At 25.2% G+C, this 21,760-nt stretch carries 23 protein-coding genes; 21 read left to right on the top strand and 2 right to left on the bottom strand.

The features are described 5' to 3' along the window. The first annotated feature begins 339 nt into the window (after nucleotides 1–339). The 8 genes from BUA77_RS06915 to BUA77_RS06950 all read left to right on the top strand — a co-directional run bounded on the left by BUA77_RS06915 (nucleotide 340) and on the right by BUA77_RS06950 (nucleotide 10,259). Complete coding sequence (locus BUA77_RS06915) at nucleotides 340–867, top strand: (Fe-S)-binding protein (protein WP_072888621.1); 528 nt, start codon at nucleotides 340–342, stop codon at nucleotides 865–867. A gap of 155 nt (nucleotides 868–1,022) precedes the next feature. Next, nucleotides 1,023–2,234, top strand: coding sequence for a patatin-like phospholipase family protein (locus BUA77_RS06920; protein WP_072888625.1), 1,212 nt, complete (start codon nucleotides 1,023–1,025; stop codon nucleotides 2,232–2,234). A gap of 100 nt (nucleotides 2,235–2,334) precedes the next feature. Then, the gene (locus tag BUA77_RS06925; protein ID WP_072888629.1) at nucleotides 2,335–3,177 is read left to right on the top strand and encodes a BglG family transcription antiterminator; all 843 of its coding nucleotides are present in this window, start codon (nucleotides 2,335–2,337) and stop codon (nucleotides 3,175–3,177) included. A 202-nt stretch (nucleotides 3,178–3,379) separates the two neighbouring features. Then, nucleotides 3,380–3,643 carry an HPr family phosphocarrier protein gene (locus tag BUA77_RS06930; RefSeq protein ID WP_072888632.1) on the top strand — a complete coding sequence of 88 codons (264 nt, stop codon included), beginning with the start codon at nucleotides 3,380–3,382 and terminating at the stop codon, nucleotides 3,641–3,643. Nucleotides 3,644–3,755: 112 nt separating this feature from the next. Further along, on the top strand, nucleotides 3,756–5,462 hold the full coding sequence (gene ptsP / locus BUA77_RS06935; protein WP_072888634.1) for a phosphoenolpyruvate--protein phosphotransferase: 1,707 nt from the start codon (nucleotides 3,756–3,758) through the stop codon (nucleotides 5,460–5,462). A gap of 112 nt (nucleotides 5,463–5,574) precedes the next feature. After that, nucleotides 5,575–7,449, top strand: a complete 1,875-nt coding sequence (locus tag BUA77_RS06940) for a hypothetical protein (protein ID WP_072888636.1) — start codon at nucleotides 5,575–5,577, stop codon at nucleotides 7,447–7,449. Between the two features lies 1 nt (nucleotide 7,450). Then, the gene (locus BUA77_RS06945; RefSeq protein ID WP_072888638.1) at nucleotides 7,451–9,589 is read left to right on the top strand and encodes an ATP-dependent helicase; all 2,139 of its coding nucleotides are present in this window, start codon (nucleotides 7,451–7,453) and stop codon (nucleotides 9,587–9,589) included. Nucleotide 9,590: 1 nt separating this feature from the next. After that, the gene (locus BUA77_RS06950; protein WP_072888640.1) at nucleotides 9,591–10,259 is read left to right on the top strand and encodes a PD-(D/E)XK nuclease family protein; all 669 of its coding nucleotides are present in this window, start codon (nucleotides 9,591–9,593) and stop codon (nucleotides 10,257–10,259) included. On the opposite strand, the gene thpR is transcribed toward BUA77_RS06950, so the two are convergent. After that, on the bottom strand, nucleotides 10,256–10,810 hold the full coding sequence (thpR, locus tag BUA77_RS06955; RefSeq protein ID WP_084605600.1) for an RNA 2',3'-cyclic phosphodiesterase: 555 nt from the start codon (nucleotides 10,808–10,810) through the stop codon (nucleotides 10,256–10,258). The two genes, BUA77_RS06950 and thpR, sit on opposite strands and share 4 nt — an antisense overlap. A 92-nt stretch (nucleotides 10,811–10,902) precedes the next feature. On the opposite strand from thpR, the gene BUA77_RS06960 reads away from it, so the two are divergent. The 10 genes from BUA77_RS06960 to BUA77_RS07000 all read left to right on the top strand — a co-directional run bounded on the left by BUA77_RS06960 (nucleotide 10,903) and on the right by BUA77_RS07000 (nucleotide 18,226). Continuing rightward, nucleotides 10,903–11,229 (top strand): YkvA family protein, encoded by a 327-nt coding sequence (locus BUA77_RS06960; RefSeq protein ID WP_072888642.1) that lies wholly within the window; start codon nucleotides 10,903–10,905, stop codon nucleotides 11,227–11,229. A gap of 148 nt (nucleotides 11,230–11,377) precedes the next feature. Next, complete coding sequence (gene hpt, locus BUA77_RS06965) at nucleotides 11,378–11,899, top strand: hypoxanthine phosphoribosyltransferase (protein ID WP_072888644.1); 522 nt, start codon at nucleotides 11,378–11,380, stop codon at nucleotides 11,897–11,899. A gap of 152 nt (nucleotides 11,900–12,051) precedes the next feature. Next, nucleotides 12,052–13,344, top strand: coding sequence for a double-cubane-cluster-containing anaerobic reductase (locus BUA77_RS06970; protein ID WP_072888647.1), 1,293 nt, complete (start codon nucleotides 12,052–12,054; stop codon nucleotides 13,342–13,344). Further along, nucleotides 13,341–13,592 (top strand): DUF3343 domain-containing protein, encoded by a 252-nt coding sequence (locus tag BUA77_RS06975; protein ID WP_072888650.1) that lies wholly within the window; start codon nucleotides 13,341–13,343, stop codon nucleotides 13,590–13,592. The genes BUA77_RS06970 and BUA77_RS06975 overlap by 4 nt, the downstream gene beginning before the upstream one ends. Before the next feature lie 15 nt (nucleotides 13,593–13,607). Beyond that, the gene (locus BUA77_RS06980) at nucleotides 13,608–14,363 is read left to right on the top strand and encodes an acyl-CoA dehydratase activase (protein WP_072888653.1); all 756 of its coding nucleotides are present in this window, start codon (nucleotides 13,608–13,610) and stop codon (nucleotides 14,361–14,363) included. Nucleotides 14,364–14,458: 95 nt separating this feature from the next. Then, a complete protein-coding gene (locus BUA77_RS06985) occupies nucleotides 14,459–15,688 on the top strand; it encodes a BaiN/RdsA family NAD(P)/FAD-dependent oxidoreductase (RefSeq protein ID WP_072888656.1) in 1,230 nt (409 codons plus the stop codon). Nucleotides 15,689–15,727: 39 nt separating this feature from the next. Next, complete coding sequence (locus BUA77_RS06990) at nucleotides 15,728–16,972, top strand: competence/damage-inducible protein A (protein ID WP_072888658.1); 1,245 nt, start codon at nucleotides 15,728–15,730, stop codon at nucleotides 16,970–16,972. Nucleotides 16,973–17,033: 61 nt separating this feature from the next. Beyond that, nucleotides 17,034–17,246, top strand: a complete 213-nt coding sequence (locus tag BUA77_RS06995) for an alpha/beta-type small acid-soluble spore protein (RefSeq protein WP_072888660.1) — start codon at nucleotides 17,034–17,036, stop codon at nucleotides 17,244–17,246. Nucleotides 17,247–17,390: 144 nt separating this feature from the next. After that, nucleotides 17,391–17,564: a hypothetical protein gene (locus BUA77_RS14180; RefSeq protein WP_200773936.1), complete on the top strand. Its 174-nt coding sequence runs from the start codon at nucleotides 17,391–17,393 to the stop codon at nucleotides 17,562–17,564. A gap of 17 nt (nucleotides 17,565–17,581) precedes the next feature. Next, nucleotides 17,582–18,226 (top strand): TIGR01906 family membrane protein, encoded by a 645-nt coding sequence (locus BUA77_RS07000; protein WP_072888662.1) that lies wholly within the window; start codon nucleotides 17,582–17,584, stop codon nucleotides 18,224–18,226. Nucleotides 18,227–18,239: 13 nt separating this feature from the next. Here the strand turns inward: BUA77_RS07000 and BUA77_RS07005 are convergent, their stop codons facing one another. Next, on the bottom strand, nucleotides 18,240–18,725 hold the full coding sequence (locus tag BUA77_RS07005) for a hypothetical protein (protein ID WP_072888665.1): 486 nt from the start codon (nucleotides 18,723–18,725) through the stop codon (nucleotides 18,240–18,242). 95 nt (nucleotides 18,726–18,820) lie between these two features. On the opposite strand from BUA77_RS07005, the gene BUA77_RS07010 reads away from it, so the two are divergent. Genes BUA77_RS07010 through BUA77_RS07020 form a run of 3 tightly spaced genes read left to right on the top strand, consistent with a single transcriptional unit; the run spans nucleotide 18,821 to nucleotide 21,743 of the window. Further along, a complete protein-coding gene (locus tag BUA77_RS07010) occupies nucleotides 18,821–19,321 on the top strand; it encodes a hypothetical protein (protein WP_072888667.1) in 501 nt (166 codons plus the stop codon). Nucleotides 19,322–19,354: 33 nt separating this feature from the next. Continuing rightward, nucleotides 19,355–21,130, top strand: a complete 1,776-nt coding sequence (locus tag BUA77_RS07015; protein ID WP_072888669.1) for a GAF domain-containing SpoIIE family protein phosphatase — start codon at nucleotides 19,355–19,357, stop codon at nucleotides 21,128–21,130. Between the two features lie 28 nt (nucleotides 21,131–21,158). After that, entirely contained in the window at nucleotides 21,159–21,743 is a 585-nt protein-coding gene (locus tag BUA77_RS07020) for a flavodoxin family protein (protein WP_072888671.1), read from the top strand. Nucleotides 21,744–21,760: the final 17 nt, after the last annotated feature.

The following is a 21,760-nucleotide window of genomic DNA, read 5'->3' on the forward strand; positions in this document are numbered from 1 at the left end:
ATTTCTTTTACGTCCAAAATTAGAATAATATTTTTGATAAAAAGAAAGTGGGATGAAATCACTAATATCAAAAAAATGATTTAACATAGAAAGTAAATTGTATTGATTTTGATTAAAAAACTTTTCAAAATCAGAAGAAATATTAGAAAAGTTTAATTGTTTAGCTTGAACTGGCATAAGTTTTTCCTCCTTTTTTCATTTTGAGTTATACACATCTAGTTAATGTATATATACCCAAAATGGGGGAAACTTAGCCATTTCTATAAATTTAAATGTAGTATTTATGCGAGTTGTAGAGTTCTGCAACGAGCTAATATTAATTTAAAAAGGGGGATATATATGTATCTTGAGGATATAAAAATTACTTTTATGCAGTCTTGTATTGCAGATAGTAAAAAGATAAGGTTTAAAGCTAAATTTTCGAGAGATATTTCAGAGATACTTCCTTATTTAAACTCTGTTTTAAAGGATGCTATATACAATAAAAATGCTTTAAGTTTGACACTAAGAAAAGAATTTAGAATAATAACACTGCATAGTAATATGTTAGCTGTTTCTAAGGCTGTTAATGAAACAGATGCTTATGAAATCATAGATTTTATAAAGAAATTAATTAATAATACATATGAAAATAAAGAAAAAATAAATCCTTTATATGAAATGAGATCAAAACCAAGTGTTGTAGAAATTTATAATCATCTTCCAAAACTTAATTGTAAAAAATGTGGAGAAGCAACTTGTCTTGCATTTGCATCTAAGCTTTTAAGTGGAGAGCAGAATATAAAAAGATGTTTACATATATATGAATCTCATAATAAAGAAAGTTTAGACTGGATGAAAGATTTCTTACAAGTATTTGGATGTTAAAGTTTTAACTCTATTTAAGTATATAAAGTCCCTTATTGTTTTTTTGTATAAGACAATATTGGGGCTTTTGTTATACATTTTGCATAAAAAAGAAAAGATATTATTAATGCATAGTTAATATATATAAAATATAAATAATTTTATTAGGTGATATTATGAAAGGTTTAATATTAGAAGGTGGAGGCTCAAGAGGGTCATACCAAATAGGAGCATATAAAGCCTTAAAGGAACTTGGTATTGATTTTGATGGTTTGGCTGGAACATCTGTAGGAGCTCTAAATGGAGCATTCATTATTCAAGGTGAATTTAAAAAAGCAGAGGAGCTTTGGACTACAATAGAACCACAAATGGTTATGAATATAGATATGGAAGTTTTTGAAAAGATAAAAGATATAGATATAAATGTAAAAAACTTTAATGTAATATTAAAAATATTATCTAGTGCTTTAAATAGCAGAGGGCTTGATATATCTCCTTTAAAAAAAATATTAACAGAAAATATTGATGAATTGAAAATAAGAAATTCTAAAAAAGATTTTGGTATTGTTACAATATCTTTAAATGGATTTAAACCAGAAAGATTATTTTTAGAAGACATACCAGAAAATATGTTAGTTAATTATTTAATTGCAAGTGCAAGCTTGCCTATATTTAAACTAGAAAAAATAAATGGAAAATTATATCTAGATGGAGGTTTTTATGATAATTTACCTATAAGGCTTTTAAAGGACAAAGGGTATGATGAACTAATTGTAGTTAGACTTTACGGAATAGGAAGAAAAAGAAGAGTAAATACAAAAGGAATAAATATAACATATATAAATCCATCAGATAACCTAGGAGGGACATTAAATTTTACTAATAAACGTAGTGAGAAAAATATAAAAATGGGATATTATGATGCCTTAAAGACTTTTAAAAAATTTGAAGGAAATAAATACTATATAAAACCAAATGATTTATTTAATGAAGAATTTTTCTTTAATTTGATTTTAAAATTAAGTCCTAAGACTATATCAAAAATATCTTATAAACTTGGAATAAAAGGGGAAAACTATTTAAGATTGCTATTTGAAAAAATAATTCCAAAGCTAGGAGAATTATTAGAATTAAAAAAGGATTTTTCATATAAAGATTTAGTTATGGAAATTTATGAAAGACAAATGATGGAACTAGAGATGGAAAGATTAAAAGCTTATGAATACAAAAATATATTTTATACAGTTAATAAATACTGTAGATTTGATGAAGTAAAAGATATTGGGATATTAGAAAGTAATTTAAAAATGATAAAACCTGTAAAGGAAAAGCTACTAAAAAGTATTATGGCAGATATTATATTAGATATAAGAAGTAAAAATATTTAGATAATAGATTTGCTTTTTTTGAAGGTCGTCTCTTGACAAAAAAAATAATATTTTGTAAAATTATATTGGAAAATTGATAACATTTTCCCTGGAGGATAGGATGAGTAGATATATAGTAAAAAGAGTTTTAAGTAATAATGCTATTCTTGTTAGTGAAAGTGAAAAAGAATATATTTTACTAGGAAAAGGAGTAGGGTTTTCTAAGAAAAAAGGAATGGTATTAGAAAATATTGAAAATGTAGAAAATACTTTTGTGTCTTTGGCTGGTGTAGATAAAGATCAATACGAAGATTTATTATCTCAAGTTGATGATGAAATAGTAGCTATATCTGAAGAGATAATATATATGGCATCTAAGGAATTAGGTGAAGAATTAAATCCTCATATACACATTGGTCTTATTGATCATATAAATTTTGCAATTAAAAGACTTAAAGAAGGAATAGAAATAGTAAATCCTTTTTTAATGGAAACTAAACTTATGTACCCTAAAGAGTATTCGATATCAGAAAAGGGAGTAAATATTTTAAAAAAAAGATTAGGAATACAGATACCAGATGCAGAAATTGGATTTATAGCATTTCATATTCATGGAGGAAGAATTAATAAAAGCAGAAGTGGGGCACTTAAGAATACAAAGCTAGTAAATTTAATAGTTAAATATATTGAAGATAGGCTAAAAATAAACTTAAGTAAAGATTCTTTAGATTATAACAGGTTTATAGCGCATTTAATGGGAGTTTTAGACAGAGTAAAAAACAAGAAATATTTAAAAAATGTATTACTGCCAAAGTTGAAAGAAGAATTTGCTTTTGAGTATAAGATAGCTTATGATATTTCAAAGATAATTCAAAATGAATTGAAATTAAAAGTGCCTGAAGATGAAGTAGGATATATAACCCTTCATATATACAAACTAAATAATTCAAGTAAAAAAATCTAGATAGGCGTGTTACTGATATTATCAGGCATGAGCCGAAGGTTTTTTAGAAGGATATTTGTATCTATTTTTATATACAATATTCTTATAACCTTTGGTTCATGCCTTTTTTATAATATCGTATAAATCTTATTAAGTTATAGTATATTATAGGTAATTTAATTTAAAAATAATTATATAAAATAAATAAAGGAGAGGATTAAAAATGGAAAAAAGAGTAATAATCAAAAATGAAAGTGGAATTCATGCTAGACCAGCAGGAGTATTTGTTAAAAAGGCTTCTGAATTTAAATCTCAAGTTGAAATAGAATTTAATGGGAAAAAAGTAAATGCTAAATCTATAATGGGAATAATGAGCTTAGGTCTTTCTAAGGGAAATGAAATAAATATAATAGCTAATGGAGAAGATGCACAAGAAGCAGTAAATGAATTAGCAGCTCTTATTGAAAGTGGATTTGGTGAAATATAAAAGTATTTATGTGAAATTTAAGCTTCGGGTATATTGCCCGAAGCATTTATAATTAAAATTTGAAAAACGTTTGGAAGAAATATTTTGTTCGTTGAAGAAAGGAGAAATTATTATGTTTAAAGGAACAAATGCATCCCCTGGTATTGCTTTGGGAAAAGCATTAGTATTAGAACACAGTGAACTTAATATAGAAAAGAAAAATATAGATAATATTGATGCGGAAGAAAATAAATTTTTAGATGCGATAAAAAAATCTAAAGAAGAGTTAACAAAAATTAAAGAAAAAGCATTAAAAGAACTTGGGGAAGATAAAGCTCAAATATTTGAATCTCATATAATGGTACTTGAAGATCCAGAACTTATAGATTCTACAGTGAATAAAATAAAAGAAGAAAAAGTAAATGCAGAATATGCTTTTAGCCAAATTAGAGATATGTTTGTTGGTATATTTGAAGCCATGGATAATGAATATATGAGAGAAAGAGCGGCTGATATAAAGGATGTATCAAATAGAGTTTTAAGAAATATTTTAGGAATGAAATTTATTGACCTAGCTTCTCTTGAAGAAGAAGTAATATTAGTAGCTCATGACTTAACTCCATCAGATACAGCTACTATGAACAAAGAAAAGGTTTTAGGATTTTTAACTAATATAGGAGGAAGAACTTCTCATACTGCTATAATGGCTAGAACTCTAGAAATACCAGCAGTAGTAGGTCTTAAAGATATAACTGAAAAAGTTAAAGATGGAGATTTTATAATATTCAATGGAGAAACTGGAGATGTTATATTAAATCCAGATAATAGTACAATAGAAGAATATAAAAAGTTAAAAGAAAATTTTGAAAGAGAAAGAAAAGAACTTGAAAACTTAAAAGGAAAAGAAAGTAAAACTATAGATGGAAGACATGTAGAACTTGCAGGAAATATTGGAACTCCAAAAGATATAGAAGGACTTATAAAAAATGATGCTGAAGGTGTTGGACTTTATAGAACGGAGTTTTTATACATGGATAGAAATGACTTCCCAAGTGAAGAAGAACAGTTTGAGTCATATAAAGCAGTACTTGAAGCAATGAATCCAAAGCCTATAGTAATAAGAACATTAGATATAGGTGGAGATAAAGAGCTTTCATATCTTGAAATGGATAAAGAAATGAATCCTTTCTTAGGATATAGAGCTATAAGACTTTGTCTTGATAGAAAAGATATATTTAAAACACAGCTTAGAGCACTTTTAAGAGCTAGTGTATATGGAAACTTAAGAATAATGTTCCCTATGATATCTTCTCTTGAAGAATTACTTGCAGCTAAAGAAGTTCTTGAAGAGGTAAAAAATGATTTAGATCAAGAAAATATTCCTTACTCAAAAGACATAGAAGTTGGTATGATGATAGAAGTACCATCAGCAGCTTTAATATCAGATATTCTTGCTAAACATGTAGACTTCTTCAGCATAGGAACAAATGACTTAATACAATATACTACTGCGGTAGACAGAATGAATGAGAAAATACACTACCTATACAACCAATTCAATCCTGCTGTACTTAGACTTATAAAAATGGTTATAGATAATGGTCATAAAGAAGGAAAATGGGTAGGAATGTGTGGAGAAGCTGCTGGAGATAAAAGAATGATTCCAATACTTCTTGGAATGGGACTTGATGAATTTAGTATGAGTCCAATATCTATACTTCCAGCTAGAAAGCTTATAAATTCACTAAAGCATGAAGATATGAAGCAATTAGCAGATAAAGTTTTAAATTTAGGGACAGCTAAAGAAATAGAAGAATATATTGAAAAAACTTTTGCTTAATTAAATAAAAATAAAAAAAGTCTCATGTTGTTTATTACACTAAAAACAATATGGGACTTTTTTGTTGTGATATAATAGGGATTGATATAAGTGTTTGTTTGGTGGTGATTAAATGAATAATTTTTTATATATGGGATGTTCAGTTAGCGGAAAAACTAATATATTAAAAGAAAAATATGAAAATTTTATAAAAAGAGAAATATCAGAAAATCAAATATTAGTATTTATAAATAGTAAATCTCAAAGTTCTAAATGGAGGGATATAGAAACTAATACTTTTTATAAAATAATTAGAAATCATATTATTTTATTTTGGCCTTTAATAAAAGAAAAAATAAAAACGAATAATATGATTCCTAAATTTTTAGACATAGAAATTAGTGAATATTTATTAAATAAGCTAGTAGATAAATATAGAGAAAATGGCAGGTTTTTAGATATTAATATACCTAATTCTGTGCTATCCTCGGACATATTAAATAATATATCTAAGTTATCTTTAAACTGTATAGAGTTTAATGAAATTGATAAATACTTAAATAAATTTTTAGAAATAGAAGATTTATTAGCTAAAGATAATATATTAGCAATGAAAGATATTATAAATGTTTTTGTAAGAAAAAATATATCTGAAGGGGTACTTAACTTTAGTTTAGGATGTTATTTATATGATAAATATATACTAAACCATCCATTGTATGAGAAGTATTTAAAGAATAATATAAGATATTTAATAGTTGATGATATTCAAGAAAAATCTTTTCTAGAAATAAAGTTTATAGAAAAATTATTAAATATAGTCGATGAATCTCATTTAGCTTATAATACAGATGGTTCTGTAACGAGAATTTTAGGAGCTGATGAAGTCTCTGTTAAAGAAATAATATTTCCAAAATGCAATTTGATAAAGCTTAATCAAAAAGAATTTATAAAAAAAGATAAAGTAATTATTAAAAATAGTTCTTTAAGAAGTGAAATGATTATTAATATAGCAGATGAAGTAAATAATCTTGTAAAAAAAGGATATGAACCAGATGAAATAGATATTATAGGTTCATTTGTAGATTCTATTTTAGAAAATAGATTAAAGAAAGAATTGTCAAATAAAGGTTTAAAACTTAAAGTTATGACAAGAAGTGGTGCTTTAACAGATAATCCATTTATAAATAGTCTAATAACCATAAGCCTTTTAGTTAATAATTCATGGAATATAATACCTAATAAAGATTCTATTGCTAAGACACTTTCTTTGGTTTTAGGTATAGATATGATAAGATCAAGGTATTTAACTTCACAAATAACTAAAAAAGAACCTTATGAGCTTCCAAGTATTGATGAATTACCTTGTGAAACTATAGGAGATATTTATCTACAAAAATATAAAAGATTAAGAAGTTGGATTTATGAAAATAGAGAAATTAAAGTAGATGTAGATATATTTTTAAAAAAATTGTTTTTAGATATACTACTTCCTTTAGAAGCTTCTAAAGAAAATTTAACAGCTTGTAATTATTTAATTAATCTTGCTAAAGAATTTTTAGATTATGCAATTGAGAATAACAAGTTTAAAAAAGACAGAAATAAAATGTTTATAGATATGGTATTGAGAGGAATTAGAGTATCTAATACTGGTAATGATGAAGAAGATAATGTTATAAGGCTTTGGACAACATATTCTTATTTACTTGGCTCAAAAGAAAGTAAAATTCAGATTTGGACAGATGCAAGCTCTAGTATTTGGCATCAAATAGGAATAAAAAAATATTACAATCCTTTTATATTTTTAAAAGAAAATAAAGATAAAACTTGGGAATACGAATATGAAAATAAATACAAAGTTCTACAAACTAACAGTATAATAAGTCGGCTTCTTAGAAAATCATCTCATACTGTATATATTTTTAAAAGTGAATTTAATTCTAATGGATATGAACAAAAGGGAGAACTTTTAGAGTATTTAGGTGAAATTTTAAAAGGAGAAAATTAATATGAAGTGGAGAGAAGGACAGATTGAGGTAATGAATTATGAAAAAGGAATTTTAGCAGTACCTTCGGTTCCAGGTGCTGGCAAAACTACTGTAATTACCTCAAAAACTGTAGATTTAATAACAAAAGGATTAAACAAAAACGGAAAAATATTAATAGTTACTTTTACTAATAGTGCAGTATCTAACTTTAAAAATAAATTAAAAAAATTACTTAAAGAAAAGGGGATGGATAGTAATTATGGATGGGAGTGTAAAACTCTTCACTCTCTAGCAAATTCTATAATAAGGGAAAGTCCTAAGGATGCCTATTTAGATGAAGAGTTTGAAGTTATAGATGATATTGAAGCTACGGATATCATTAGAAATCATTCCTTTGAATTTTTTAAAAGATATAGACATATATTTATAAGATATTTAAATACTCAAAAAAACAACAGCCAAGAATATATAGAAAAGATAGAAAAAAAGTGGAATGATAAATTTTTATCTATAGCAAGAAATATAATAAGTTATCTAAAATCTAAAGGTATAAGATATGTACAAGCACAAGAAATATTAAAAAAATATAATCAAATGGATGACCTTTTGAAGATAATTTTTAATATATATATTTTTTATGAAAAGGAGCTTATAAAAAAAGGAAAAGTAGATTATGATGATATAATAATCAGGGCTTTAAACCTTCTTGAAAGTAGAAGTGACATATTAGAAAGTCTCCAAGATAGATATACATATATATTTGAGGATGAGGCTCAAGATTCATCCCCTATGCAGGAAAGAATATTATTTTTATTATCTCAAAAGCATAAAAATTTGGCTAGAGTAGGGGACCCTAATCAGGCTATAATGTCTACCTTTACAAATTCAGATTATAAACTTTTTAGAAAATTTTGTGAAAGAGAAGATGTTAAAAAAATAGTTATACCTGTATCTAGTAGAAATACTAAAAATATATTAGGTTTAGCAAATTATTTAGTTAAGTGGAGTAATAGTAATAAAAGGGGTTTAAGCAAAGAAGAAGTTTTGGTAGAACAGTATATAAAGCCTGTTGATAAGGATGACCCTTATCAAAATCCAATAGTTAATGATATTGGTATATATGTTAAATCTTGTGATAATGAAGAAATGGAAATGAAGCAAGTAGTAGGGGATATTAAGAAATCTATAAAAAAATATCCTAATAAAACAATGGCTCTCTTACTTAGATATAATTTTAAAATAGATAAGTATATAAATTTTTTAGAAAAAGAAAACATACCATATCAAGTTATTGATAGATATAGAGGAGAATCTGCACAGGTAATAGAGAAAATAGGGAAAATAGTAGATTTTATATCAAATCCTGATGAGAACAAATTAACAGACTTATTAAATTTATTTTATGATAATGAGATACAAGAAGATGAGATGAAAGAACTAAATAAATATAGTGTAGAAGAAATATTTTTTCCTCAAACTTATAAAGGAATAGATTCTTTAAATATAAATGAAGATTTAAAAGAAATACTAAATAATATAAAGAATTTATTTGAATATTCAACTCAAAAAATAGATAAATTTTTAGTTCAAATAGGAGAAGAATTTAATTTTAATTTAGAGGAGCTTACAATATTAGACTATATATCTACTGTTTGTAATAAAATGTTTTTTGAAAATCCTCATTTTACTTTAGAAAATTTGGCTTATGAGCTTTTGAAAAATAAAAATTCTTTTAATTATTTTGCATCTATTGTTTTTGAAAATAAAGGATATGAACCTAAAAAAGGCTGTGTTACAATTACTACTTGTCACAAAGCTAAAGGTCTTGAGTGGGATATAGTATTTTTACCTCATATGACTTATTCAGATTATCCAGGAAGATTTCAAGATAAATTTATAGGAGAATTATATTATTTAAAGGATGAATACAAAAATATAGAAACATTATATAAATCAACAATAGATTATCTAATAGAAAATAAAAAAATAGAAAACAGTACGAATAAAATGAAAAGAGAAATATTATCAGAAACATTAAAGCTTGTATATGTAGCTTTTACAAGAGCTAAAGAGAGATTGTTTGTATTTACAAATGGAAAAGAATATAATAAATCTGTTTATTACAAAGTAGTAGAAGATTTTTTAAGAGGAGTAAATTAAGATGGATAATTTAAAGAACATGTATTTTAGTCAGTCTTGTATGGACATATATAATACTTGTAAACTAAAGTTTAAGAAAATATATTTAGATAACATAAGTTGGTCAGGGGATAATAATAATTTTGGAAGTAAATTTCACCTTTTAGCACAAAGATACTATATAGGAATTGATGAACCTTTGGATGAAAATTACGAAGAATATAAACTTTTACAAAATTTAAAGAAATTTTTAAAAAGAGAAAAAAATATGTATCCTGAGTATATAATAAAATATAAAGAAGATGGTTTAAGACTTTTAGCTAAGGTAGATTTATTGAAAATAGAGAGAGATAAAATAATAATATATGATTGGAAGACAAATAAGTCAAAATTAGATAAATATGAAAATTCTTATCAGACAAAAATTTATTTGCATAATGCAACTGAACAATTTAAAATACATCCCCAAAATATTAAATTAATTTATTATAATCCAAGATTAGATAAATCTTTAGAAATTTATTATAATGAATATAAGCATAAAGAATACAAATTAGAGCTAAAGAATAAGGTAATAGAAATAATTAATGAGAAAAACTTTGATGAAGAGTTAGGGAAGCATTGTAATTTTTGTCAGTTTAATTCAATATGTAATAAAAAATGGGTTAATATAGACTCTCTACTAGATTAGTAGAGAGTTTCATATATAGGACCTTTTTTTGTAAGAGTACTTTTTATTAAATTTATTTTATCGACTTTAAAGCTTAAATCTTTTATTTCTATGCTATTTATTATCCTAAGGCTTAGATTATCTAATTTTATTTTTCTAGCAAGAGTTATATGAGGTTTAAACTTTTTTGTTTCTTTTTGAAAACCTAAATTAAATAAATCATTATTTAGATTAACTGAATGAAGTTTTAATTTTTCTGTATCACCACAAAAACCTATCCATAGGATAGCTTGATTATTTCTTTTAAAGTATGATATTTTATCAATTTTTAAATTTACATTTAGTTTTTTATAATTAGTCAATATTTTTTTTATATCTTCTATTTTACTTTCCTCTGTTTCTCCTAAAAATTTTAGTGTAAGATGTATATTTTCTTTTTTGGTATAGCTTCCTATTATTCCTTTTGATATAAGGTGTTCTTCAATGCTATAGATATACTCAATTATTTCTTTTGGTGGATAAATTCCTATAAACAATCTCATTAAAATCTCTCCTTTTTTAAATTTTATCATAAAAAAATTCCCTAAATGGTTATTTTATTCTTTTTCATATATTATAATTGTTTATATAAACAATTATAATATATGAAAAAGGATGATTTTTTATGAAAAAATTGAAATATGCTTTATCCTTCTTTAAAAGAATAAATGTATTATCTAAATTTATAACAGACAATAGAGTGTCAAATCTAAAAAAACTTAAAGTAATAGGAGCTTTACTTTTTGGATTTATATATTTCTTATCTCCTATAGATATAATTCCAGAAGTAGTCCTAGGGCTGGGACTTATAGATGATGGAGTTATACTTTTGTATTTGCTTACTACAATAAATGAAGAGTTAGATATTTATGAAAAAATTAATAAAACCTCTAATCAAAATTATAATGAAATATTAGAAAATGTAGATTATAAAATAAAAGATGAAAGCTAAGAGAAAAATTTCTCTTGGCTTTTCTTTTAGGGTAAATATATATCAGAGAATAATATACGAATATTATCTTAGTTAAACAAAATAATATTCACACAAGTACCTTGGTATGATATAATATGTATGAATAAAATAAGTAGAGGTGGGAATTATGTATAAAGTTACGGATGTTTTAATAAAAGAAGAAGATATAAAAAATAAAGTTTATGAATTAGCTAAAATAATAGAAAATGATTATAAAGGTGAAGAAATTTTACTTGTAGGAGTTTTAAAAGGTGCTTGTGTATTTATTTCTGATCTTATGAGAAATATAGATTTAGATGTATCTCTAGATTTTATGGCAGTTTCAAGCTATGGGATGTCAACTAAAAGTTCGGGTGTAGTAAAAATTTTAAAGGATTTAGATACGGAAATAGAGAATAAAAATGTATTAATCGTTGAAGATATAATAGATACAGGTCTTACATTGAAATACTTATGTGAAAATCTAAAGTCAAGAAATCCTAAATCATTAAAAATATGTACATTATTAGATAAACCTGAAAGAAGAAAATGTGATATAAAAGTTGATTATACAGGATTTGAAATACCAGATAAGTTTATAGTTGGATATGGAATAGATTGTGGTGAAAAATTTAGGAATTTACCTTATATAGGAATAGTAGGAGAGTAATTCTCCTACTATTTATTTTTGATTTATTAATTTTTTCTATAGTTGAATTTGCTATATAGATATTTCTTATACTTGAAGGTTTTTAAAAAAAAATATCAAAATATGTAAAATGTGTATTTAATTAAAAACAAATTCTGTTAGGAGGAAATGATATGGCAGATTATAGAAAAATGTGGGAAGAATTAGATATGGACTTAGAAAAGCATGATGGACTTTGTGAAGTATTACCAATGTTCTATGATGAAGTTTATCTTTCTCAAGAAAATAGACCAGAAAATATAAACTATTATAATTTTGTGATATCTGAAGTCCATGGCCTTAGAATAAAGGAATTACAAGATTCAAAACAAGAAGGTAAAAAAGTAATAGGATCTTTTTGTGTATACGTTCCAGATGAAATAACATTATCACTTGACTCTATACCTGTTGGAATTTGTTCAGGGTCACAATTTTGGGTACCAGATGGAGAAAAATTACTTCCAAGAAACACATGTCCACTTATTAAAGCGTCTATTGGAGCGAAACTGAGTAAAACATGTCCATATTTTCAATCGTGTGATATGGTAGTTGGAGAAACTACTTGTGATGGAAAGAAAAAGGCGTGGGAAATATTGGGGGATTATATGGATGTACATGTTATGGATTTACCTCAAATGAAGAGAGAAAAAGATAAAATTCACTGGATAGATGAAATAAGAATATATAAAGAATTATTGGAAGAAAAAACAGGAAGAAAGCTTACATTTGAAGATTTAAAAGAAAAAATAGAATTAGTTAATGAAAAAAGAAGAATTTTAAAAAGGTTATATGATTTTAGAAAATATGATCCCGTTCCTATAAGTGGTAAAGACGCACTACTTGTGTCTCAAATTGCTTTTTATGATGATATAAATAGATTTATAGAAATGACAAATAAGTTATGTGATGAATTAGAAGAAAGAGTAAAAAATGAAGAAGGAGTGTTTGAAAAAAATGCTCCAAGAATTATGATTACAGGAACTCCAATGTCTATACCAAACTGGAAAATGCATCATATAGTTGAAACAAGCGGAGGAGTAGTAGTTTGTGAAGAAACTTGCACTGGAACTAGATATTTTGAAAATGAAGTAAGTGAAAATGCGAATACTATTGAGGAGCAGTTTGAAAATTTAGCTAATAGATATCTAGGAATTAACTGTGCCTGCTTTACTCCTAATAAAGGAAGAATAAAAGATATATTAAAATATGTAGAAGAATATAAAGTTGATGCAGTTATTTACAATTCTCTTCAATTCTGTTCTACATATGCAATAGAATATAAGAGTGTAGAAAAGGCTTTAAAAGAAAAGGGAATACCAGTAATAATGATAGAGACAGATTATAGTGATGAAGATACAGGACAAATAAAAACAAGAGTTGAAGCATTAATTGAAATTGTAAAAGAAAAAAAGGGTGTCACTGCATGATAAAATATTATATTTTGTTTGATTCTCATAATGATGGACTTTCTTTTGAAAAAGCTTTAAAAAATAATAATTTAAAGTATACAATAGTTCCAACTCCTAGAATTTTAAGTAAATGCTGCGGAATATCTATAATGCTAAAAGAAGAAGTAGTGAATAAAGTTAAAGATTTAGTAAACAAAAGTAAAATAAAATATGAAGGATTATACAAAGTAAATAAAGAAACAAAAGAATATGAAAGAGTATTTTAATGAGGAGTGTTTTAATTGTATAGTATAGGAGTAGATATAGGATCTGTTGCAACTAAAATAGTAATTATGAAAAATAAAGAAATATTTGACTGTAAAGTATCTCCTAGTGGATGGAGTCCAAAGGAAACTTGTGAAAGATTAATAGATGAGATTATTAATAGAAATAATATAGAAAAAGACGAAATAAAATCCATAGTTGCAACAGGATATGGAAGGATTGCACTTGATTTTGCAGATAAAAAGGTTACTGAAATTACTTGCCATGGCAAAGGGGCTAAATTTCTGAATAGTAATATTAAAGCTATTATAGATATTGGAGGTCAAGATAGTAAAGTTATCACTTTAGATGAAGAAGGAAGAGTTTTGGATTTTATAATGAATGATAAATGTGCTGCAGGTACGGGAAGGTTTTTAGAAATTATATGTACTGCCATGGGAATAGATATAAAAGAATTATCAAGTATGGCTTACAAAGGAAAACCCATAAAAATAAATAGTATGTGCACTGTTTTTGCAGAATCAGAAATCATAAGTTTAAAATCTAAAGGAGCTAAAAAAGAAGATATAGCAGCAGGACTGATACATTCTGTTGTAGATAGAGTAAGTGCACTTTCTTCAAAAATGGTATTAAATGAAGAAATATTTTTTTCAGGAGGATTGTGTACTAACGAATATTTAAAAGATATACTTGAGAAAAAAATCAATAAAAAAATTAGTACAAGTGAATATGCACAGTTTGCAGGAGCAATTGGTGCAGCACTTTTAGGATAAATAAGAACAAGATTAATCTTGTTCTTATTTTATTTTTCAGTTATTATTTTAAAGTATAATTAATAAATAATATTAAACCTAAGGAGGTAAAATTATTGTCAGATAAAAAAGTAGTTGTAATTGGAGGTGGTGCTGCAGGGATGCTTGCAGCAGCAACAGCAGGAAGTAGAGGAATAGATGTTATTTTAATTGAGAAAAATGAAATACTAGGAAAGAAGCTTTTAATAACAGGAAAAGGTAGATGTAATATTACAAATGATTGTGATATAGAAGAACTTATTGAAAATGTGCCTGTAAATGGTAAATTTTTATATAGTGCATTTTATACTTTTACTAATATAGATGTTATAAACTTATTTAATAAGTTAGGAATAAAGACTAAAGTTGAAAGAGGACAAAGAGTATTTCCTGTATCAGATAAATCAATAGATGTAGTAAAAGCACTTGAAAAATACATGAAACAAAATAATGTAAAAGTAGTAAAAGGTGAGGTTACTAAAGTTGTATCAAAAGATAGTACTATTTCCAATGTTATACTAAAAGATGGAAGAACATTTAAATGTGATAGTGTAATAGTTGCAACAGGAGGGGCTTCTTATCCGCAAACTGGGTCTACTGGAGATGGGTATAAATTTGCTAAAGAAAATGGACATAAAGTAACAAAAATAATGCCTTCTTTAGTTCCATTGGAAGTTAAAGAAAAATGGATTTCAAGTCTTCGTGGACTTACACTTAGAAACGTCTCTATTAAAGTTTTAAATAAAGATAACAAAAAAATATATGATGATTTTGGAGAAATGAATTTTATAAATTCTGGGGTAGGAGGACCTATAATATTATCTGCAAGTTCTTACATGGGGGATATTGAAAAGGAAAAATATAAGATTATTATAGATTTAAAACCAGCACTTTCTGAAGAAAAATTAGATAAAAGAATACAAAGAGATTTTAATAAATATTCTACTAAGTATTTTTTAGATTCATTAAAGGATTTACTGCCTAAAAAGCTAATTCCTGTTATTATTGAATTATCAAAAATTTCACCTAATAAGGTTGTAAATCAGATATCAAAAGAAGAACGTAAAAACTTAGTAAAATTATTTAAAAATATTACATTAGAGGTAAAAAAATATAGACCAATAAAAGAAGCTATAGTTACATCAGGTGGAGTTAAAATAGACGAGATAAATCCTAGTACTATGGAATCTAAAATAGTAAAAGGTCTTTTCTTTGCTGGAGAAGTTATAGATGTAGATGCATATACTGGTGGTTTTAATCTACAAATAGCATTTTCAACAGGTTATTTAGCAGGAATGAATTGTTAAAAATCAAATATAAGATAAATAAAGAAGGGGTGGATAGATATGAAAGCTGAGATATTATGTGTTGGTACAGAGTTACTACTTGGGGATATTGTAAATACAAATGCTCAGTTTCTTGCAAAAGAGCTAGCTGACTTAGGTATATTTGTATACTATCAATCTGTAGTAGGAGATAATTCAGATAAACTTAAAAAGTCACTTGAAATTGCTTTTTCAAGAGCTGACTTAGTAATTACAACTGGAGGGCTAGGACCCACTAAAGATGATCTTACAAAGGAAGTTGCTGCAAATTATTTTAATAAAGAGCTTATCTTAGATGAAAAATCACTTAATAAAATAAAAGAATATTTTGAGTGTCAAAAGAGAAAAATGGTAGAGGGAAATAAAAAACAAGCATATTTTCCAAAAGGATCTATTATTTTACCTAATGATTGGGGAACAGCTCCAGGATGCATTATAGAGGAAAATAAAAAAACATTAATTTTATTACCAGGGCCACCAAGAGAAATGACTAATATGTTCAAATACTATGTAATACCTTATTTAAACAAATATCAAGATGGAGTATTAATATCTAAAGTACTTAGAATATGTGGAATTGGAGAAAGTCATATGGAGGATATAATTAGCGATATTATAAAAAATCAAATAAATCCAACTATTGCTCCATATGCAAAACAAGGAGAGGTTACACTTAGAATTACAGCAAGAGCAAATTCAAAAGAAGAAGCTGAAAATATCATAGCTCCAATTAAGAATGAAATCTATTCAAGACTTTCAGAATATATTTATGGAGAAGGAGATACTTCTCTTGAAGAAGAAGTTGCAAAATTGCTTATAAATAAAAAACTTACAATAGCAACAGCAGAGTCATGCACAGGAGGACTTATAGCATCAAAACTTATAAACTATCCAGGAGTTTCATCTGTGTTTATGGAGGGAATGGTTACTTACAGTAATGAATCTAAGATGAAAAGACTTAATGTAAAAAAAGAAACACTACAAAAATATGGAGCTGTTAGTGAAGAAACTGCAATAGAAATGGCTATGGGAATTGCAAAAGAGGTAGGAACAAATATAGGATTATCAGTTACAGGAATTGCAGGACCAGGTGGTGCAAGTGAAGAAAAACCTGTAGGATTAGTTTTTATAGGACTTTATATAAATGGAAAAATAAAAACTAAAAAGCTAAACTTAAAAGGAAGTAGAGATAGAATAAGAAATATTACAGCTATAAGAGCATTAGATTTTTTAAGAAAAGAAATTCTAGAAAATACCATACATTAAATTCAAAATTCTTCACACAATAATAACAAGTAATAAATAAAATATAAAGTGAGGGATTTATATGGCTAAGAATAACAATAAAAAAGCGGTTCCTGAAGCAAGAGCTGCATTAAATCAAATGAAATTAGAAACTGCTAATGAATTAGGATTATCTAATTATCAAAATATGGATAAAGGAAATTTAACAGCTAGACAAAATGGTTATGTAGGTGGAAATATGACTAAAAAGCTAGTTGAAATGGCTGAACAACAAATGTCTGGAAAGCAACAATAATATAAAAAGGAGGCAAAGGTATAATCACCTTTGCCTTTTAATTATTTAAGATAATATACCAATGAAATTTAAAAAGCAATAGTGAATATTTTTTTAAATTTAGTCAACAATAGATTTGAAAAATACTTTAAGGAGTGATTAATTATGGAACAAAATCCAAATTTTGAAATGATTAAAGAGAGATTCAAAAATGCTACACTAGATGAGAAAATAGAGATATATACAACTACATCAGGTCTTTCTGTAGAACAGTTTAAAGAATTGCTTAAATATTTCCCTATACAATATTTAGATAAACTAGAAAAAGCCATGGCTTAAAATATAAATGGATTAAAATGAAAAAAGCTATATATTATTCATTTGGCTTTTTATTATTTTTAATAATACTTTTAAATACAGCTCAGTTTTATTCACTCAATAATTTTTTTTATTTTTCTGAATACGATAAAAATAATGTCTATAAGAATGTAAAATACAGTAAAGAAGATATAAAAAACATAACATATAATTTAACTAATTATTTAAGCAATTCTGATAAAAAATTAGATTACAAAAAAGTTTTTGGAATTAAAGAAATAAAACATATGAAAGATGTAAAAATTTTATTTAATCTAGGATTAACAATTAAAAATTTAATAACAGTAGTTGTTATAACAATTGTAATTTTAAGTTTTAAGGATTACAAGAATTTACTTTATTTTACAAATAAAAGTCTTATAATAGTAAATATATTTTTTCTATTTATCTGCTCTTTAATTTCATTAAGTTATTACAATTCATTTACTTTATTTCATAAAATATTTTTTAGCAACGATTTATGGCTTTTAAATCCAAAAGAAAGCATAATAATAAACTTGCTCCCATTAGAATTTTTTAAACATATTAGTATGTATATATTTATAACAAATTTGATTATTAATTCAATAATTATAATTTTACTTACTTATATTAACAAAAAGATTAAAAAAGTTAAGGTATGAAGCCTTAACTTTTTTAATGACTTGATTTTATATAGTTATAGACTCTTTCGTGGCCTAAAGGAATAGAACCTGTTTTTAAATAATCAAGCATATAATTTATTTCTTTTTCGGTTAGATATTTTGAAGGAATAGTCAATGTATATCCTTTTTGATTTAATAGTTTTTTTAATTTAGCCTGCTGTTTAACATTTGCTCTTTTATCCTTAGATGTAGGCATTCCTGTTTTATCTTGTATCTTATAAAGCATTTCTAGTTCTTTGTATTTTAAAACTATTTTTTTTATATATTCTATATATGATTTTTTAAAGCTTTCATCAGTTTTTAAATTAGGATTTTCTTTTAACCATTTTGGAGGATTCTTAGATTTAAGTATATTCTCTACAAAAGTATTTATAGGTAATTTGCCAGTTCTTAACCCTTTTTGATATTTTCTTAAAGTTAATTTTGTTGAATTGTGAATTTCAGTTCTAGTTTTTATATCTAGATTCTTCATTTCCATGTATAAAACCTCCTTTATCATAGTATTTCCAAGTATAAAAAGGATTATAATGGGAAAAATTAAATATATATTTCAAAATAAAGGAGGAATTTTTTATGCTTGATGATTTTTTAGCTTTAATATACAAAGAATTAATAAAAGGTAAAATAAAAGATTTAAAAAAGGGTAATCCATATAGCTTAAAAGAAAAATGCAGTCTTGAATTAATAACTAAATTAGATAGCGTTTTAGGAAAATTTTTCAAATATATATTTTATATGTTTTTATTATTAATATTATTTAAAATAAATATTTATTTAGCAACTTTAATATTAACTTGTTTTATATTTTATAAAAAACTTATAAACAAAGAAATTAAAGAAAGCTTTAAAAATAAAACTTCAAGCTTAAAATCTATATTTAACGAAGTAGTACAAGATACTACAAAATTAAAGGTAAAATCAATATTAGTAATAGTTATTCTACTTAATTTTTCAACATATACAAAATTTCTTTTAATTATACTTGTAACTCTTTTAGTATTTACTATAAATGAGATATATAGTAACATAAAAAATATAACTTCAAACTCTTTTAATGAAAGATTTTCAAAATAAATTTTAAAATTATATTGTGTTGGGGGCAATATTATGAAAAATAAAGATGTAATAAATAATATTGTTGAAATATCAAAATTAGTTACTTCATCAACAAACTTTTTTGAAATAAAAGATAAAATTATTGAAAAAATGCTTAATGTAATACATCCTACAAAGGCATGTATAAACTTGTTTTTTAAGAATAATTACAAATATTCATATTTAGTGTGTTCAGCAACACTTGACTATATACCAAAATTATTTTCTGAAGATGTTGATGAAGATGCTATAAAAATAGATTTTAATAAATATCCTAAATATATCCATGAAGCAGTTTTTGAAAAAAAAATAGTTTGGGTTAAAAATGTATTTGAAGATGAAAGAGCTGTAATAGAAAGACCCATAGCAAAGCAAGAAGGGTATGTAGGTAGAATAGTATTTCCTCTTATAGCTAATAACAATGTTGTAGGATTTATTACTTGTTATTTAGGAGAAGAGGATGATCTTACAACAGAAGATATAAATTTTGTATCTTCTGTTTCTTCTTTAATAAGTCTTTCCATTGAGATAACTAAAGAAAACAATAAAGTAGATACTTTAATAAAGAAATTAAGAGGAGCAATAAATTATATAAGTAAAGCAACACAAGAATTATATGCTAATAAAACTATAGATAGCTTTCTTTCGATGATAAGCAAACAAATGTGTAAGCTTACACTAAGTAAAAGTGCTATAGTAATATTAAATGATATAGAGCATAAGACTCAAAGTTTTAATCAGTATGGAAATGAAAATATAAATTTACATAAGGCTTTAGAGGTTGCTTTAAAAAATGAAACAAAAAAAAATGGTATATATTACAATTTCAATTCTATTAAAGAAGATATAAAAAAACAAAATATAAAATCTTTAATTTACTATAAGTTAAAAAGAGGAAATGAGATTATTGGATATATTGCTGCTGCAAACAGCAAAAAATATACTGATGATGATATTAAAATTTTAAGTATATTTTCATCACAGATAGTAGTAGCTTTGCAAATGTATATAAATTCTAAAAAAGCATTTGAGCATAAGCTGTTAGAAAAAGAGTTAGAACTTGTCTCTAATCAGCAAAAACTTATAATGAGTGAAAGTCAAATAAAATTTTCTGATTTAAAAGAGATTTCTTTTTTTCATAAGCCTTCTAAATATATAGGTGGTGACTTTTGTGAAATAATAAAAATAGATGAAAATAGAGTATGCATATTTATAGCTGATGTAATGGGCCATGGAATACTTTCTAATTATTTTGTTGCAATGATAAAAGGTGTACTTCAAACTTTAGTATATGAAAATCGATCTCCGGGAAGTATTCTTACTAAAATGAATAAGATATTATATAAAGATTTTGATAAAGTTAATATATTTGCAACTGCTAGAGTAGGAATATTTAATTCTAAAGATGGAAAAGGAGTAGTTTCAAATGCAGGACATTATCATCCTTTAGGGATAAAAAAAATAGATAATAACATTTTAGTAGAAGAGTTAGACTTTGACAAAGGTATGCCTATAGGTGTATTAGAAGATATGGAATATAAAGAATATGAGTATAATTTAAATGAATATGAGCTTATATGTATGTTTACTGATGGAGTAATAGAAGCTTCTAATAAAGAAGGAGAAGAATATGGTCTGGAAGGATTAAAAGAATTTATATATAATAATTATAATTTAAATAGTGGGGATATTTTTGAAAATTTAAAAAAAGAATTATATGATTTTACAGGTAAAGATTCATTTGATGATGATGTACTTATTCTTTTTATAACAAATAGAAAATTATAACTTTGTAAAAGTAAAAGGGGCAATTGGAATGACATTTTTATTAATAAATGCAAGTCCTAGAAAGGGTAAAAACTGCTATCAAGTATTAGAAAATGTAAAAAATGTTTTAGATGATAATAATTTAAAATATAAAGTACTTAATATATATGATTTAAGCATAGAGTACTGCAATGCATGTGGATACTGTGAAAAAACAGGATTTTGTCATATAAATGATGATATGAAAAATTTATATAAAGAATTTAATAATTCCATTGGAACTATAGTAATATCTCCCGTTTATTTTGACTCTGTTCCAGCAAAGTTAAAAACTTTAATAGATAGAACTCAAGCTTTTTATGCTAGTAAATACATATTAAAAAAATCTTCTATAGATAGAAATAAATATAGAGTAGGAATGTTTATTTCTATAGGGGGAAGTAAAGCTTATAAAACTCAGTTTTTAGGTGGAGAGGTAGTTGTTGATTTTTTCTTTAAAAGTATAAATACAAAGCTAATTCATAAATACTACATAACTGATTCTGATAAAATACAGATAAAAAATAATATAGAGGCTTTAGAATGTATTAAAAATTTGACTTTAGATTTAATGAAAAGGGCTAGTAAAAACTAGCCCTTATTTTGAGAAAG

The sequence above is a fragment of the Tepidibacter formicigenes DSM 15518 genome (genome assembly GCF_900142235.1).
In the GTDB taxonomy this organism is placed as follows: domain Bacteria; phylum Bacillota; class Clostridia; order Peptostreptococcales; family Peptostreptococcaceae; genus Tepidibacter; species Tepidibacter formicigenes.